15 protein-coding genes are annotated in these 14,366 nt (G+C 58.7%); 6 read left to right on the forward strand and 9 right to left on the reverse strand.

The genetic code is table 11. The features are described from left to right. Window positions 1-94: 94 nt before the first annotated feature. The 4 genes from ACQKRQ_RS16910 to ACQKRQ_RS16925 all read right to left on the reverse strand — a co-directional run bounded on the left by ACQKRQ_RS16910 (window position 95) and on the right by ACQKRQ_RS16925 (window position 3,759). Window positions 95-1,372, reverse strand: coding sequence for a DUF3734 domain-containing protein (locus tag ACQKRQ_RS16910; protein ID WP_427478274.1), 1,278 nt, complete (start codon window positions 1,370-1,372; stop codon window positions 95-97). A 10-nt stretch (window positions 1,373-1,382) separates the two neighbouring features. Beyond that, window positions 1,383-2,165, reverse strand: coding sequence for a 3-hydroxybutyrate dehydrogenase (locus ACQKRQ_RS16915; RefSeq protein WP_427478276.1), 783 nt, complete (start codon window positions 2,163-2,165; stop codon window positions 1,383-1,385). Window positions 2,166-2,183: 18 nt separating this feature from the next. Further along, window positions 2,184-2,963: an acetoacetate decarboxylase gene (locus ACQKRQ_RS16920; protein ID WP_408179251.1), complete on the reverse strand. Its 780-nt coding sequence runs from the start codon at window positions 2,961-2,963 to the stop codon at window positions 2,184-2,186. 307 nt (window positions 2,964-3,270) lie between these two features. Continuing rightward, the gene (locus ACQKRQ_RS16925; protein WP_427478278.1) at window positions 3,271-3,759 is read right to left on the reverse strand and encodes a MarR family winged helix-turn-helix transcriptional regulator; all 489 of its coding nucleotides are present in this window, start codon (window positions 3,757-3,759) and stop codon (window positions 3,271-3,273) included. A gap of 430 nt (window positions 3,760-4,189) precedes the next feature. Here ACQKRQ_RS16925 and ACQKRQ_RS16930 point away from each other — a divergent pair, with 430 nt between their 5' ends. The 4 genes from ACQKRQ_RS16930 (at window position 4,190) to ACQKRQ_RS16945 (ending at window position 6,881) form a co-directional block, all read left to right on the forward strand. After that, window positions 4,190-4,576: a hypothetical protein gene (locus ACQKRQ_RS16930; RefSeq protein ID WP_427478280.1), complete on the forward strand. Its 387-nt coding sequence runs from the start codon at window positions 4,190-4,192 to the stop codon at window positions 4,574-4,576. A gap of 350 nt (window positions 4,577-4,926) precedes the next feature. Beyond that, complete coding sequence (locus ACQKRQ_RS16935; protein WP_427478281.1) at window positions 4,927-5,148, forward strand: hypothetical protein; 222 nt, start codon at window positions 4,927-4,929, stop codon at window positions 5,146-5,148. A 667-nt stretch (window positions 5,149-5,815) separates the two neighbouring features. Further along, window positions 5,816-6,370 carry a fasciclin domain-containing protein gene (locus ACQKRQ_RS16940; protein WP_427478283.1) on the forward strand — a complete coding sequence of 185 codons (555 nt, stop codon included), beginning with the start codon at window positions 5,816-5,818 and terminating at the stop codon, window positions 6,368-6,370. Between the two features lie 226 nt (window positions 6,371-6,596). Beyond that, the gene (locus ACQKRQ_RS16945; protein ID WP_408179255.1) at window positions 6,597-6,881 is read left to right on the forward strand and encodes a hypothetical protein; all 285 of its coding nucleotides are present in this window, start codon (window positions 6,597-6,599) and stop codon (window positions 6,879-6,881) included. Window positions 6,882-6,985: 104 nt separating this feature from the next. Here the strand turns inward: ACQKRQ_RS16945 and ACQKRQ_RS16950 are convergent, their stop codons facing one another. Continuing rightward, window positions 6,986-7,240 carry a hypothetical protein gene (locus ACQKRQ_RS16950; RefSeq protein WP_132375010.1) on the reverse strand — a complete coding sequence of 85 codons (255 nt, stop codon included), beginning with the start codon at window positions 7,238-7,240 and terminating at the stop codon, window positions 6,986-6,988. A 604-nt stretch (window positions 7,241-7,844) separates the two neighbouring features. On the opposite strand from ACQKRQ_RS16950, the gene ACQKRQ_RS16955 reads away from it, so the two are divergent. After that, window positions 7,845-9,836, forward strand: coding sequence for an acyl CoA:acetate/3-ketoacid CoA transferase (locus ACQKRQ_RS16955; RefSeq protein ID WP_132375011.1), 1,992 nt, complete (start codon window positions 7,845-7,847; stop codon window positions 9,834-9,836). Between the two features lie 71 nt (window positions 9,837-9,907). Here ACQKRQ_RS16955 and ACQKRQ_RS16960 read toward each other — a convergent pair whose 3' ends face one another. After that, the gene (locus tag ACQKRQ_RS16960) at window positions 9,908-10,819 is read right to left on the reverse strand and encodes a LysR family transcriptional regulator (protein ID WP_427478287.1); all 912 of its coding nucleotides are present in this window, start codon (window positions 10,817-10,819) and stop codon (window positions 9,908-9,910) included. An 81-nt stretch (window positions 10,820-10,900) separates the two neighbouring features. Here ACQKRQ_RS16960 and ACQKRQ_RS16965 point away from each other — a divergent pair, with 81 nt between their 5' ends. Further along, on the forward strand, window positions 10,901-11,821 hold the full coding sequence (locus ACQKRQ_RS16965; RefSeq protein WP_427478369.1) for a carbon-nitrogen hydrolase family protein: 921 nt from the start codon (window positions 10,901-10,903) through the stop codon (window positions 11,819-11,821). Window positions 11,822-12,011: 190 nt separating this feature from the next. Here ACQKRQ_RS16965 and ACQKRQ_RS16970 read toward each other — a convergent pair whose 3' ends face one another. The 3 genes from ACQKRQ_RS16970 to benC form a co-directional block, all read right to left on the reverse strand. After that, complete coding sequence (locus ACQKRQ_RS16970) at window positions 12,012-12,410, reverse strand: RidA family protein (protein ID WP_408179257.1); 399 nt, start codon at window positions 12,408-12,410, stop codon at window positions 12,012-12,014. A gap of 123 nt (window positions 12,411-12,533) precedes the next feature. Continuing rightward, a complete protein-coding gene (gene benD / locus ACQKRQ_RS16975) occupies window positions 12,534-13,310 on the reverse strand; it encodes a benzoate diol dehydrogenase BenD (protein ID WP_427478289.1) in 777 nt (258 codons plus the stop codon). After that, the gene (gene benC / locus ACQKRQ_RS16980; protein WP_427478291.1) at window positions 13,307-14,329 is read right to left on the reverse strand and encodes a benzoate 1,2-dioxygenase electron transfer component BenC; all 1,023 of its coding nucleotides are present in this window, start codon (window positions 14,327-14,329) and stop codon (window positions 13,307-13,309) included. The genes benD and benC overlap by 4 nt, the downstream gene beginning before the upstream one ends. Window positions 14,330-14,366: the final 37 nt, after the last annotated feature.

A 14,366-nucleotide genomic window follows, 5' to 3' on the forward strand; every position in this document is an offset into this window, starting at 1 on the left:
CCCGCTATATCCGCAGCAAACAGGAGCGTCTCCGTGTGCGTCGAGCAGCTTAAAACCCGCCTGCATCCTCACCCGTGACGCTCATTTGCCGACTCTAATGGGCGTCTGACGGTTCGTTCGTCGCCGTGTCAACTAACTCCAGCGTTTGCGGCGCGGACTGGGACGCATCGGAAACTGGAACCGGGCCAGTCTCGTGGCGATGGACATCATGCGTAACGAAGCCTAGATCATGACTTGGAATCTCGAACCAGTCGGGGTTGCCGAACGAGCGGCGGATGTCCTCGAGGCCGCTCGCCCAGTGTTCTCCCATGGTGTCGTTGCTGAATTCGTAGTCCTTGTAGTGACCTTCAAAAAACTTGTTCTTGTAGATGAGGTGCACGACATTGACCGCACCACCGTCGGCTACTTTCTGTGCCTGCTTGACTAGCGGGTGTGTCCGCCGCACTTTCTCCGGAATGTGTTCAAGCAGTTCCTTGATCAGGCGAGCATGCTTCTGGCTCTGCGACACGAAGGCCGTGATGGCGCGGGTACGGCTCGAGTATTGAATGTCCTTGGCCCTCTCGGCGACATCGAGGAAATCGCCAGGCTGCGTTCCACCTGCGCTCCACAGATCGACCTGGAAAACCAGCGCGTCCTTGTGCTGGCATTCCCGAACGATTTCCGTAAGCGGCGTATTCGAGACCAGACCTCCGTCCCAGTAATATTCTCCGTCGATTTCCACCGCCGGAAAGCCTGGCGGCAACGCGCCAGACGCCATGAAGTGCTCCGGCTCGAGGCGAGTCTGCGTGTTGTCGAAGTACACCAGATTGCCCGTGCGAACATTGACCGCTCCGACGGAGACGCGAACGTCACCGTCGTTGATACGGTCGAAATTGGCGTACTTGAGGAGCGTCGCGCGCAACGCCGTCGTATCGTAAAAGCTCACTTCGGTCGGCGGCTTCTTTGCAATGCTGGCGATGTGTGCGGAAAAGCGCGGTGAGAAAAAGCCCTTCTGACCTTCGGTCAAAGCGCGAGCGGCAGCCCACATGCTCGACCATTTTCGGGCAACGTCTGGAAACCCGAACGCTGTCGGCACCAAAGCGCCGACGTGCCCCAGCAAGTCCGCTGGTTGACAGATGGTGCTCCAGAAGCCGCGCAATGCTTCTACGCGATCCTCCGGTGCATTGCCGGCGATGATGGCGGTGTTCAGGGCGCCAATCGAGATGCCCGAAATCCAGGTGGGTTCGACACCCACTTCAGCAAGCCCCTCATACACGCCGGCCTGATAGGAACCCAACGCGCCACCGCCCTGCAGGACCAAACCGATTTCGTCGTAGGAAGGTAGCTCAAGATGATTCGGTTGCTTTAATGTATTGCGTTGACTGCGGCGCATTGTCGGCTCCTTATTGCATGAACCAACCGTGGCTGACCACAATCGATTGTCCCGTCAGTGCTGCTGATTCAAATCCCGCCAGGAAGGCGACTGTTTTGGCAACGTCGGCTACGGTGGTGAATTCGCCGTCGACAGTTTCCTTCAGCATCACGTCCTTAACGACCTGGGCTTCCGAAATACCGAGCGCTTTCGCCTGCTCCGGAATCTGCTTGTCGACCAATGGAGTACGAACAAAGCCCGGACATACGACATTCGCTCTCACGCCGCGCGAGCCACCTTCTTTCGCGACCACGCGCGCAAGACCCAGCAAGCCGTGCTTGGCGGTGACGTAAGCCGACTTCAGCTTCGAGGCTTCGTGTGAATGGACCGAGCCCATGTAGATGATGGAGCCGCCCTTGCCGGATGCGTACATGTGCCTGATAGCGGCCTTCGTGGTCAGAAATGCGCCATCCAGGTGAATGGCGAGCATCTTCTTCCAGTCGGAGTACTCGTAGTCTTCAATCGGGTTGACGATCTGAATACCGGCGTTCGACACCAGCACGTCGATGCTGCCGAGTTTGCCGACTGCTTCTTCGATACCGGCGTTGACCGCTTCTTCGCTCGTCACGTCCATCGACACGGCCAGTGCTTTCCCACCTGCGGCGACGACACTGTCCGCGACCTGCTGCGCGTTTGCCAGATTCAGGTCCGCAATGACGACGGCCGCGCCGTCCGAAGCCAGCTTGCGCGCGCATTGCTCACCGATACCGCTTGCGGCGCCCGTCACGAGCGCGACTTTTCCTTGCAACGACATAATTTGCTCCTTGTTGAATTATTGGTTCACGGCGAGCTTCAGCGCTTCCGCCGGGGCGAGGTAGTCGTACGCGACTTCGCCCACATCGAGGGTGAGATTTGCAATGACGTGCCTGGCGGCCACTACCCTTTTGACAGGCAGGTCAGCGACCGGCGCCAACGCATGTGCGTGCAGATCGAGCGCAGCGGGGCCTTCCCATGCGCCGAGCACAGAAACGTCGCGCAAGTAGAAACGTACGAGTTCACAAATCCGCGGTGAGCCATCGACATGGGGGATGACCTTCAACAGATAATTGGGTGTGTCCGCGAGTTTCTTGCGTTCAGATTCGATATCGAGCGGGCGGTACTTGTAGCCCATCGTGCCGGTAGCGACCCGTTGCGTCCCATAGTCGAGTGTGCCCAGCAACGTATCTTTTCCGTCGACGGATAAACGGGGTGAAGCGAGCTTCTTCGGGAAACCCCAAATCTCCCGGCCGCCGGCGATCGGACCTTCGTCATCGAGATACATCGCGTGCGTATAGCTGGCTTTCCGGCCGGCTTCATCCAGGACCGAAATGACTTGACCACTCTCTGTGTAATCGCCAAAGCCAGATGAATCCGGCATCCGGATGAACTCGTAGTGGACCAGACCATTGTCGACCGTCAAAGGCTCCGGCACGACCGCGCGAACCGCATCGATGTCGGTCTCGTACGAAATGATGAAGTATTCGCGGTTGAGGAATCGAAATGGCGGACGCGGATAGGCCGGGTTGTGCACTGGCATTGCGAAGGCATTTGCGCGGATTTCATCGAGTGTCACAGCAATTCTTCCTTTGGATACGAAGGCAGCATCATAGAGGCAAGTCATAGGGAGTTTCAGCGAAGCGCACATGGCGGACGGCGATTCCATGACTGACGTGTCAGGCGTCGAGTGCCCATCCCGCTTAGGTTTGAGCTGTGTTTATGCTTGCCTCGATGCCACATGTTGCAACTTCGCAATACATTGTTGCAGGATGGATTTCGGCGTCGAAGGGAACCCGCGCATACGACCGGGAGTCGCACGCCGACATCGCGTAGTGGCGATGTGGCGGCTGAGCCAGTGCACAGGTTGCGCCGTGGCCTCTTTTCTATTCGCCGATAAGTTTTCCAAGCAGACCATGCAATTCGACCAGTTCTGCAAGCGAGAGTCTGGCGAATCGTCCGCTCAATAGACTGGGAGTCATCTGCTCGAGGCGGGTGTACATGCTGGCGCCCACTTCCGTCAGCGCGACTCTTACTACTCTTCGGTCTTCCACGCCTCGGGAACGCTGCAGCAACAGCCTCTTCTCCAATCGGCCCAACAACCGGCTCATGAATCCCGAGTCGACGCCTAGCACCTCAGACAATCCCGTAGGTGTGTCGGCGACACTTTCACCGATTGCCATCAGGACGGTCGCTTCATTTGCGCTGAGGTCGAGGCTGCTGAAAGCCTGATTCAACTCCCTCAGCAAGGCAGCGCGCGCTCTGACAAGGCGCGATTCTACGTTGCGAACCAAAGAAAAATCGACATCGGCGGAGGCCCCGTGAGGACGCGCCCCATCCAAGGCAGGGCTCGATTCGGTTGTCGTGACTGGCATTCATGCAGCCCTGATTGCGTTGAACATTGCTCTTCGGAGGGGCGATGGTAGCAAGGCGGGGCCGACGCCGTAATTACATGTTTATGTTGTGACCTCGCGAGATGTCGCGGGGATGTCACTGGGACGCCTTCGCACAAACTCATCGGTAACTTACCTGGCCGGCGTCGCGAACGGCGCCGTTCCCGATTTGCCCGGGCGCAGCATCGCAGGCGTTTCGACGTGATGCGCGCATCGATCCGGGAAAATCGCGCATTGCAGTCCTCCTTGAACGACTTCGGAACTGTCGACTCTAAAGACAAGGGGCCACCCGGCCTCACGTATGAGCCTCTGCGTGTTGAACTCCATAGAAAGCGGACTCAGCGCTATTTGTCCATGCCTCGTTGCGCCGTCGCTAGTCGTTCGAACGGGCCTCGAGGCGAGGAGAACGCAAATGAACAGGTTCGTTCGTTTTCTGGTCGCTGTCGGGCTAGGCGCGGGTGCGGCCGGCTTCGCGCAGGCGGGTGGTGTGTCCGTGGGCGTCGGCATTGGTGTGGCGGGCCCCGTGTATGCCGGTCCGCCGGTAATCTATGCGCCGCCGCCCGTCATCTACGGTCCGCCGGTGATATTTGGACCGCGCCCCTGGCCCGGATACTATCGTTATCCCTATTGGTACGGCGGATATCGAGGCTATTACGGCCGCGGTTACTACGGCCCTGGTTACTATGGGCGTGGGTACTACGGCCATGGGTACTACGGCCATGGGTACTACGGCCGTGGGTACTATGGACGTGGTTATTATGGACGTGGCTACTACGGGCATCCGGGGTGGCGACGCTAGAGCGCACGAGTGACTGTCTCCGCACAACTCCAGCGCATTCGAAATGCGTGCACAGGTCGCTCGTAGCGAACCTTTCTTCCCTACCCGACCTGCATACGTCCCCGAAATCGTAGTTCCACGCTGCATGAATGGCGATTACTGACCTAACCCAGCCCGCGCTTCGCGCAAGTGTTGGCTTTGGAGACAGCATATAAGCTGAAATGTTTGTCTGAACCCAACATCGAGTCGTCCGCTCGCACGCTCATGCCGGGCATCAACAAGGCGGGCAGCCCGGCTGGATTGGCAGTTCGAAAACTTCTTCTCCGTCGGCACGGTCGTTGCAACTATGGCTGCCTCAACGGGAGATTGCCATGATGAGCTGCTTGCAGGGTTTCGCTAATTCCATTCCAGCGCGTGCGTCTTCACTTGTCGCCGTCGCTTCTATCGCTGTTGCGGTGGTCTGCGCGACCGGCATCGCAGCATTTGCCGGGTTACTGCCTGCGTCGGATGACGTAGCCGTCGCAGTGACTGTGACACCGTTAATTGACATGCAAATTGACGCTTATGTGAAGCGTGTCGCAGCCATGGATTGAACCGTCAGCCACAAAACAAGCGAGAAACCGGCGACATGCACCGCTCAGTCCGTGCGAGCTACCGCGCCCTCGATGCCAGACAGCGGTCAGGAGCGCAGCACTAATTTCAAGCGTCCCAGCTCAGCAGGTCTCGTGTATGACCGATACAGTTCGCCCACCGTGCCGAATGCCAAAGCTGGTTTGAGAGTCGCACCCGGAAGTGCGCTTGTAATCCAATCAAAGGCATTCATTTCACGTTGAGCAGCATGCACCGCTGCAGTGAGCACAGTGAGGGCTCGCTCCGCGGAGTGCCCACCAAGGTCGACGAAGCAGCTCTCAAATGGATGTTTCGTTGCGCTCTCGACGTGTAACGCTGACTTTCGGACGTTCAAATCAATCTCCTTCGCGGATCGCCCGTCCTGTATATCAACTGATTGTGACAATGCATCGCGTTGTCCATTCAATGATGCGACTCGGCTCGCGTGGACGCTCCGGGTGCGACGCGCCCCGATTGCAACTGGACGTGATTTGTTGAAGTAACAGCGCCCGACCTCCCGACAGCATCAAGGCTGGGACACATCAGGCTGTGTCGTCGCGAGCATGCCGTTTTCGAATCCAGTCGCGAGTATTCCCCGTATATGCGGTCAGACCCACGCAATTACGCGTGGCGACTCTGGAGGAGTACACCATGAAATACAAGACTATGTTCGCCGCTATCGCGCTTTCTGCAGCGGTATCAGGCGCCTTCGCCGCCAGTGACACGGTCATGGTCGGCGGTCAGGCCATGTACCCGAGCAAAGACATCGTGGACAACGCGGTCAACTCGGCCGACCACACCACGCTCGTTGCCGCGGTCAAAGCCGCAGGTCTCGTCGAGACGTTAAAGAGTGCGGGCCCGTTCACGGTGTTTGCACCGACGAACGAGGCCTTTGCTGCGTTGCCCGCCGGTACGGTCGATACGCTCGTCAAGCCTGAAAACAAGACGACGCTGACCAGCATCCTGACGTACCACGTCATTCCGGGGCGCTATGACTTCCGCAAGCTCGATCAGGCCATCAAGGCGGGCGGCGGCAAGGCGGAACTGAAGACAGTCAATGGAGAAGAACTGACATTCACGGAGAACGGTCCGCACAACATCGTAGTAATGGATGGCAGTGGCCACACGGCCGACATTTCCACCTATGACGTCACCCAGAGCAACGGCGTCATCATGGTCGTAGACAAGGTTCTGATGCCGAAGTAATAAGAGAAGCGCTCAGCGTCAGACGCTGGAATTCAGCGTAACGCTGTCATTTTCGGTGCCGGGCTCCGACTCAATCGCATGCCTCGCATCTGGGCGCAGCAAATGTCTGCCCTGTTTGCATTGGAGTGGCTGCTCGCGATTCGCCGCTGCGCAACCAGTCAGTGTTTAGCGGCTTACGAGACTTTGGCGTGGCTGACGCACGCGCCTGCATCAAAGGAGAAATACCATGGAAAAGCTGACGACAAAAGTTCTGTTCGCGCGTGTCGCTGTCGCGTCACTCTGCGCGTGCGCCGCGACGCTTGCGCAGGCCGGCGGGAATGGCAACGGTGGAAATGGCAGCGGCGGCGCTCACGGTGCCGCAACCGCAGGGATGACGTATCACAGCGAACCCATCTCGAGCCCCTGGAATCGGGTTCCCGGCGACATGAGCAAGAGCGCGGACACGGCTCATAGAGATATGCCCGGCATGACGCCCGACGACAGCAGTATGTCTAAAAAAACTGGGCAGTAACTGCTTGAAAGTTTGCCGGCGCCAGAAAACTCATGGTCTGCGCGCCCGGCAACAGGTTCGCAAGCGCTCGCTACGTCAGGTACGGAAGTCTGCGGCCCGTCTGCTCATAGAGCCGACCGTCCTGGTAACCGCATGAAGTTCTCGATGAGCCGCAGCAAGTCCGTCTCGTCCGGCCGCGTGCCCCAACGGCTGTATCCCGCAACAGATGCAATGGCGAACCAGGAATGCGGCGGAAACCATTCTGCCCGCACCGTTACGCCGCCGATAATTCGCAGTCGTCCCGTATCGCAGAGGAATTCAGCGTGAATCTTTTCGCCGCCGACAGTTTTGCTGGCAACTACTGGCGTGGATCGAAACATAAAGCCCTCCTGCGGTTTCCGACTGCCTAAAGTGAATGCTCGTGTGCTAGCTCTCCCGAAGAAAACGAACATGGCCCGGACGTTTGCATCAACCCGTCGAGCCGGCGGCGAAAACTAGGGTTACTGACGACACCGCATATTGAGAGGCAAGTTGCATGCCGGATGATCAAACGACCGATAATCGGGCTTTTGCTCATTTTTGCATCTGCTATTGAGTCTGGGCGGGGGCAGTTGCGCGGGTCGGATGCACGAAAATGAACAACGCGGCACCCGTTCTGTGCTGCGCCGCCTGCCAGCGTCTGCCGCTTCTGCAATTCCTCTACCAGCGCTTCGGCTGGCTCCATAAACGCCAGGTTTGATATCGTGACTTTGATGGCAGCGATTAACGCGTACATCGCGCAGTACCTCCGTCAACGTTCGAAATAGACGGCGCGAGACGTGTACCCTTACGATTGAGCCACAAATTCATTCCCGAAGCCGGCTCCCCACCGGCGATGAATCTCCTTCACACTACCCAACGCATAGAACCCGTAGTCGAGTTGCAGCAGGTCCGAATAACTACATAGCGCCGGAGCCCGGCTCCGCGGTGCGGTTTGGAGACATCATGAGCGCAGGCTTTCAACACCCGTTTCTCGCCACTGCGAACAGCGTCGAGCGAGGCAAAATCGTCAGTGCCCAGCAGGCCGTCAGGCTGATTCGTCCGGGCAACACGGTGGCAACGGGCGGCTTCGTCGGCATTGGCTTTGCGGAAGAAATCGCCGTCGCACTTGAACAGTTGTTCCTCGACTCAACGGCTGAGGATAGCGACGCGCCCCGAAATCTGACGCTAGTCTACGCGGGCGGTCAGGGCGACGGCGCCCGCAAGGGCCTGAATCACCTGGCTCACGAAGGTCTGGTTCGGCGGGTCATTGGTGGTCATTGGGGACTCGTTCCGGGCCTTCAACGTCTGGCCGTTGAAGGCCTCATTGAAGCCTATAACCTCCCGCAAGGCGTTATCTCCCAGCTGTTTCGGGACATCGCCGCGCATCGGCCAGGTCACTTGTCCACAGTCGGACTCGATACGTTCGTCGACCCGCGCAACGGCGGCGGCAAGCTCAACGCCCGCACGACCGAGGACCTGGTTAGCCTGATATCGGTCAACGGCGCTGACTGCCTTCTGTACAAAACATTTCCGGTCGACGTAGCCATCGTGCGTGGTACCACTGCCGATGCAAACGGTAATGTGACGATGGAAAAGGAAGCGCTGACCCTCGAGTCGCTTGCCATTGCAATGGCCGCACGCAACTCGGGTGGCATCGTGATCGTTCAGGTCGAGCGCATTGCCGAGTCAGGGACTTTGAATCCACGACAGGTCAAGATACCCGGGATTCTGGTCGATTGCGTGGTGGTCGCAAAACAGGAAAACCACTGGCAAACCTTCGCCGAGTCGTACAGCCCCGGCTTTGCGAGCGAGCTTCGCATTGCAACAAGTTCGATTCCGACCATGGCATTGACGGAGCGGAAAGTCATTGCACGGCGCGCTTCGTTCGAGCTGATGGCCAATAGCGTCGTCAACCTTGGGATTGGCATGCCGGAAGGGATTGCCAGCGTCGCGAACGAAGAAAATGTCTGCGACCTCTTCACGATGACAACCGAGCCGGGCGTCATCGGCGGTATCCCTGCCGGGGGCTTGAATTTCGGCGCCGCGACCAATACCGACGCCATCATCGACCAGCCCTACCAGTTCGACTTTTACGACGGCGGCGGCCTGGACATTGCATTTCTCGGGCTCGCGCAAGTCGACCGGGAAGGCAACCTCAACGTCAGCAAGTTCGGGCCAAAGCTGGCGGGTGCGGGTGGGTTTATCAACATCTCGCAGGCGGCGAAGAGGGTTGTGTTTGTCGGAACGTTCAACGCCGGCAAGCTGGAAGTGAATATCAAAGATGGGCGCCTGCAAATTCTTCAGGATGGCGTCAGTCAAAAATTCGTGGACGCAGTGGAACATCGCACCTTCGGCGGTCGCTACGCCAACGAACGGCAGCAACCCGTGCTCTACATTACGGAGCGCTGCGTCTTTACCCTGACGCCTGACGGACTCGAACTCGTCGAGATCGCACCGGGGATCGATCTCCAGCGAGACATCGTTTCCCAGATGGGCTTCGCTCCTGTCATCAAATCGCCGCCGCGCCTGATGGACGCCCGCATTTTCGACAATAAGCCGATGGGCTTGCGAGCAATGCTGTTGAGGCTGACACTCAGTGAGCGATTCAGCTACGACGCCGATAAAAACATGTTGTTTATCAACTTCGAAGGCCACAAGGTCACGACTGTTGACGACGTTGAAGCAGTCAGAGCCGAGGTCGAACGGGCGGTGTCCGGCCTCAAGGTCCGGCCTCACGCAATCGTCAACTACGACAATTTCTCGATAGCGCCCGAAGTCATCGATGCCTATTCCGAAATGGTGACTGGCCTGGTCGCCCGATATTACTCGGACGTGACTCGATACACGACAAGCAGCTTCCTTCGAATGAAACTGGGGGACGCGCTGCAGCGGCGCAGTGTCGCCACGTACATTTATGAGAGCCCGGAGGAGGCGTCGTCTCACGAGTCACGTTAGCCCGACGGATGCGCTTATGCCGATGGAACCAGGACGCGGGCTTCGACGAATACTCTGGCCGCGTCTTGCCATCAGACGATGAGAGGAAAGCTTTCCTGAATCGCGGACTGGACCTTGACCACCGCGGAATCGCGCATCGAGCTGGTCCGCCATGCAAGTACGATGGGGTAAATCGGGAGTTTTACAGGGCACTCGATAAGCATCAGCCCGGTCAGTCTGGAAATCGCCAGCGCTGCATGCCTCGGAATGGTCGCGACTGCACGCGAGCCCCTCAGCAGATGCGGCAAGGAAGCAAAATGTGTTGTTGAGGCTATGACGTTACGCCGTCGACCGAGTGCCGACAGCCCTTCATCCACTATCCCCACGACCCCGCCCGAAGAGACGAGAATGTGTCCGCGAGACACGTATTCATCAAGCGTCAGAGTAGACGCCGCGCGGCGCTTCTCATCCAGCAGGCATGCGTAATCGCCTTCACCCACAACCCGATGGTTGAGCCCTCGGCCGGACGCTGCACCCGCAAACAATGCGAGGTCCATTTCGCGATTTGCCAGCGCGTCGCCGGCAATCTGACTATGGGTTTGCCGGAATATGAGCCTCAGTCCCGGCGCGCTCTGCGCGAGGCGTTCAATCAACTGTCGTCCCACGGCAATCTCAAAGTCATCGGACAGCCCAACCGACACCGAGCGGCCGTGAAACGAGGTTGCATCGGGCCAGGCGATAGCGACGGTCTGACGGCATTTGCCGAGCGCTTCGCTCACCAGCGGTTTCAACTCTTTTGCACGCGATGTCGGCGCAAGACCTCGTCCAGTGCGGACGAACAGGGTGTCGGAAAACACTTCGCGCAGCCGTCCGAGCGCCGCGCTCACCGCGGATTGGGTCAGATTGAGCCGAATGGCAGCTCGGCTTGCTCCCCCTTCCTCGAACAAAGCTTCAAAGACCTTGAAGAGATTCAGGTCGACGGCATCGATATCAATCTTGTTCATATCAAATAGTGACGATATGCATTCACACGATTTTACATCCGGGTAAAGATGCAGGCTCAAACGTTCCTCGAGGAAAACGCCATGTCCAAGTCAACAGTCGCCGCGCTGCAAATCGGTTCCTCTGCAGCAGGAAAAGCCCAGACCCTGCAGCACATCCTCTCTTTCGAAGAGCAGATTCGCGCGTCCGGCGCCAAGCTCGTGGTCATGCCTGAGGCGTTGCTGGGCGGCTACCCTAAGGGCGAAATTTTCGGCACCCGTCTTGGCTACCGGTTGCCGGAAGGTCGCGAGGCTTTCGCGCGGTACTACGACAACGCCATCGACGTGCCGGGCGAGGAAACCCAAGTGCTCGCTGACCTCTCGGCTAAGTGCGGCGCTTCAATCGTCATCGGTGTTATCGAACGAGCGGGCAATACCCTGTACTGCACGGCGTTGTTCTTCGACCCTGACGACGGGCTGGTGGCAAAACACCGCAAGCTGATGCCGACGGGCACGGAGCGACTCATCTGGGGACAAGGCGACGGCTCGACCTTGCCTGCCGTGAAGACCGAAGCCGGCGTGGCGGGCACGGCAATCTGCTGGGAAAATCACATGCCGCTCCTGCGCACGGCCATGTATGCAAAGGGTGTGCAGGTCTGGTGTGCGCCAACGGTGGACGAGCGGGACATCTGGCAGTGCTCGATGCGGCATATCGCTCACGAAGGTAGGTGCTTCGTTATCAGCGCATGTCAGGTTCAACCTTCGCCGGCACAACTCGGCATAGAAGTGCCGGGGTGGGATGAAAACCGGCCGCTCATCAACGGTGGCAGCCTCATCGTGGGCCCTTTGGGTGAAGTTCTGGCTGGTCCGCTCCGCGGCGAGACCGGATTGGTGGTCGCTGAAATCGACACCGATGAACTCGTTCGAGCACGATATGACTTCGACGTGGTGGGCCATTACTCGCGGCCCGACGTGTTCTCGCTGTCCGTCGACGAGCGCGCCAAGCGAACTGTCGAGTTCAAGTAGTAGTCGAAATGCCCCCAGGCGATCGGGGGCCTAATCGCGTCATTCAGATATTCGGTGGAGGTAGCGGTCCGAACGGCTCAGCAATGGTTCTGCGACACGATTGCACGAACGCTAAGCGAAGTTTGACATTCGACAGTCGCCGGGCCGCGCCGCATCCATCCGCCGTCAGCGTTAGTCGGTTTTTCAAAAGTTAATCGGGCAATACAGCGACCGCCTTGATCTCAACAATGTAACCCGCCGCACCGCCAAGCATGTGCGCGCCGACCGCCGTCCAGGCCGGCAATGGATGCGTAGTCAGGTATTGGTCACGCACCTTCATGAACAATGGCAGGTCGCGCATGTCAGTGTGGTACGTGGTCACGTCAACCACATCGCTCAATGATGCACCCGCAGCCGCCAGAACCAGCTTGAGGTTTTCGAATGCCTGGACTATTTGCGCTTCGCGGCCTTCGACCAGTTGCATGGCCGTATCTCGACCAATCTGGCCGGACACGTAAATCGTGTTGCCGACCTTCACCGCTGGAGCGTAATGAATCTTCTCGTACACCGCTTCCATCCCCGCAGGGATGATGGCTTCGCGTTTGCTCATGCATATGTCTCCTACAAAAGACGAATGCTCAATAGGTTGCCCACGCCGGTGCATAGCGTGGAGAGGTTCTTCGTGCCACCGGTCTTCTTAGGTTTGTGACCAGGGGCCGGAGAACGTTACGAATCAGCCCGTGTCACCGCCGGCTACCGGCAATACAGTGCCAGTGATATAACCTGCCTCGTCCGAAGCGAGGAACAGAATCGGCGCCGCCTGCTCGTCGATGCTGCCGTAGCGTTTGAAGAAAGTCGATTCAGTGACCTGCTTCACCGCTTCACCCATCCAGACTTTTTCCTGCTCGCTATCGCCGACAGAGTTACGCGGCACGCGTCGCGGCGGCGCATCGGTCCCACCCGGCGCGGTGGCGACCACGCGGATGTTGTGCTCTGCGTATTCCATCGCCAACGACTGCGTAATCGCGTTGACCCCGCCCTTCGCCGCCGAATACGGAACGCGGCGAATGCCGCGAGTGGCATTCGAGGAGACGTTCACGATAGTCCCGCCTCCGCGCTTGAGCAGGTACGGCAAGACTGCATGGCAGGCGTACAGCGTCGGCATGAGAGAGCGGCGGATTTCCGCATCGATCTGTGCAGGCTCGAACTCGGCGAAGGGACGCATGCGAATCGCGCCACCCACGCCATTGACCAGAATGTCGATGCCGCCAAAAGTGCGCGCGGCGAAGGCCATCGCCGACGCAGCGCCATCGTACGTCTCGAGGTCGGCGACAAACCCCGCTGTCTGCGCACCGTGCGCTTCGGCGGCGACTTCCGACACGAAGTCGGCGCGGTCTACGAACAGCACCCTGCCGCCTTCGGCGGCTGCTCGAAGCGCTACCGCGCGACCGATGCCCTGCGCGGCGCCGGTGACCACCATGACCTTGCCAGCGAATCGTTGCGTGCTCATGCCGTCCTCGGCGCTGCGTTAGGTGTGAACTTCTCGTAGTGGAAACTGTTTGGCTTCACACCGTTGTCGTCGAAATGCTTACGCACTGCATCGACCATCGGCGGCGGCCCGCACAGGTACACGTCCACGTCACCATCGTTGACGGCCTCCACCGGCATGTGCTGCGTCACCCAACCCTTGCGAGGATGGGTCGAATCCGTGTCGGCCACGACGGTGCTGTAGGTGAAATTCGGCAACTTCGCCACATAGGCTTCGATTGCATCGACCTGCACGAGGTCGAGGTCGCGCGTTACGCCGTAAATCAGATGAACTTTTTGCTGCGAATTCGCACGAGCCAGCACTTCAAGCATCGACAGGAACGGCGCCAGGCCCGTACCGCCGGCGAGGAACAGCAACGGCCGCTCAACAGCGCGCAGATAGAAGCTGCCGAGTGGTCCGGTCAGTTCCACCTTGCTGCCTGCCTGTGCCGATTCGAGCCACGTGCTCATCACGCCGCCAGAAATCTTCTTGATCAGAAAACTGATTTTCGATTCGCCCGGTGCTGACGAAAAAGAATATGAACGGTGCTGACCGCTGCCAGGAACGTCAATGTTGACATACTGGCCCGGCAGGAATACCGGCGCGCTCGCCTCCACATCCAGTTCGAGCACGATGGCCGCATCGTTATGCGCTTCGACCTTGGTTACGGTCGCGGCGAACTTGCTTTGCTCAGTCTTGCATGCAGTGGAAGATGCCGGCACCGCAATGACGCAATCGCTTTCCGGCACCATCTGGCAGGTGAGTACGAGACCGCCGTCCTTCTCATCTTCGGTCAGCGCATCTTCGATGTAGTCGTCGCCCAGATCGTAGCTGCCGCTCTCGGCTCGGCACTTGCAGGTACCGCACACGCCGTCGGAGCAATCCATCGGCAGGTTGATTTTTGCGCGAAAGGCGGCGTCGAGTACTTTCTCGCCCGCCTTGCATGTCACGAAGCGGGTCACGCCGTCTTCAAAATTCAGTGCAATGTTGTAGCTGGACATCTTGCCTCCTGTACTTCTCATTTCCGCGGATGGTTGC

This window comes from Paraburkholderia sp. NPDC080076 (assembly GCF_050281145.1).
Lineage (GTDB): Bacteria > Pseudomonadota > Gammaproteobacteria > Burkholderiales > Burkholderiaceae > Paraburkholderia.

What these genes read in the sequence shown, in the direction of transcription:
- ACQKRQ_RS16910 (WP_427478274.1), bottom strand. Translation starts at nt 1,372, where the DNA reads ATGCGCCGCAGTCAACGCAATACATTAAAGCAACCGAATCATCTTGAG.
- ACQKRQ_RS16915 (WP_427478276.1), bottom strand. Translation starts at nt 2,165, where the DNA reads ATGTCGTTGCAAGGAAAAGTCGCGCTCGTGACGGGCGCCGCAAGCGGT.
- ACQKRQ_RS16925 (WP_427478278.1), bottom strand. Translation starts at nt 3,759, where the DNA reads ATGCCAGTCACGACAACCGAATCGAGCCCTGCCTTGGATGGGGCGCGT.
- ACQKRQ_RS16930 (WP_427478280.1), top strand. Translation starts at nt 4,190, where the DNA reads ATGAACAGGTTCGTTCGTTTTCTGGTCGCTGTCGGGCTAGGCGCGGGT.
- ACQKRQ_RS16935 (WP_427478281.1), top strand. Translation starts at nt 4,927, where the DNA reads ATGATGAGCTGCTTGCAGGGTTTCGCTAATTCCATTCCAGCGCGTGCG.
- ACQKRQ_RS16940 (WP_427478283.1), top strand. Translation starts at nt 5,816, where the DNA reads ATGAAATACAAGACTATGTTCGCCGCTATCGCGCTTTCTGCAGCGGTA.
- ACQKRQ_RS16945 (WP_408179255.1), top strand. Translation starts at nt 6,597, where the DNA reads ATGGAAAAGCTGACGACAAAAGTTCTGTTCGCGCGTGTCGCTGTCGCG.
- ACQKRQ_RS16950 (WP_132375010.1), bottom strand. Translation starts at nt 7,240, where the DNA reads ATGTTTCGATCCACGCCAGTAGTTGCCAGCAAAACTGTCGGCGGCGAA.
- ACQKRQ_RS16955 (WP_132375011.1), top strand. Translation starts at nt 7,845, where the DNA reads ATGAGCGCAGGCTTTCAACACCCGTTTCTCGCCACTGCGAACAGCGTC.
- ACQKRQ_RS16960 (WP_427478287.1), bottom strand. Translation starts at nt 10,819, where the DNA reads ATGAACAAGATTGATATCGATGCCGTCGACCTGAATCTCTTCAAGGTC.
- ACQKRQ_RS16965 (WP_427478369.1), top strand. Translation starts at nt 10,901, where the DNA reads ATGTCCAAGTCAACAGTCGCCGCGCTGCAAATCGGTTCCTCTGCAGCA.
- ACQKRQ_RS16970 (WP_408179257.1), bottom strand. Translation starts at nt 12,410, where the DNA reads ATGAGCAAACGCGAAGCCATCATCCCTGCGGGGATGGAAGCGGTGTAC.
- benD (WP_427478289.1), bottom strand. Translation starts at nt 13,310, where the DNA reads ATGAGCACGCAACGATTCGCTGGCAAGGTCATGGTGGTCACCGGCGCC.
- benC (WP_427478291.1), bottom strand. Translation starts at nt 14,329, where the DNA reads ATGTCCAGCTACAACATTGCACTGAATTTTGAAGACGGCGTGACCCGC.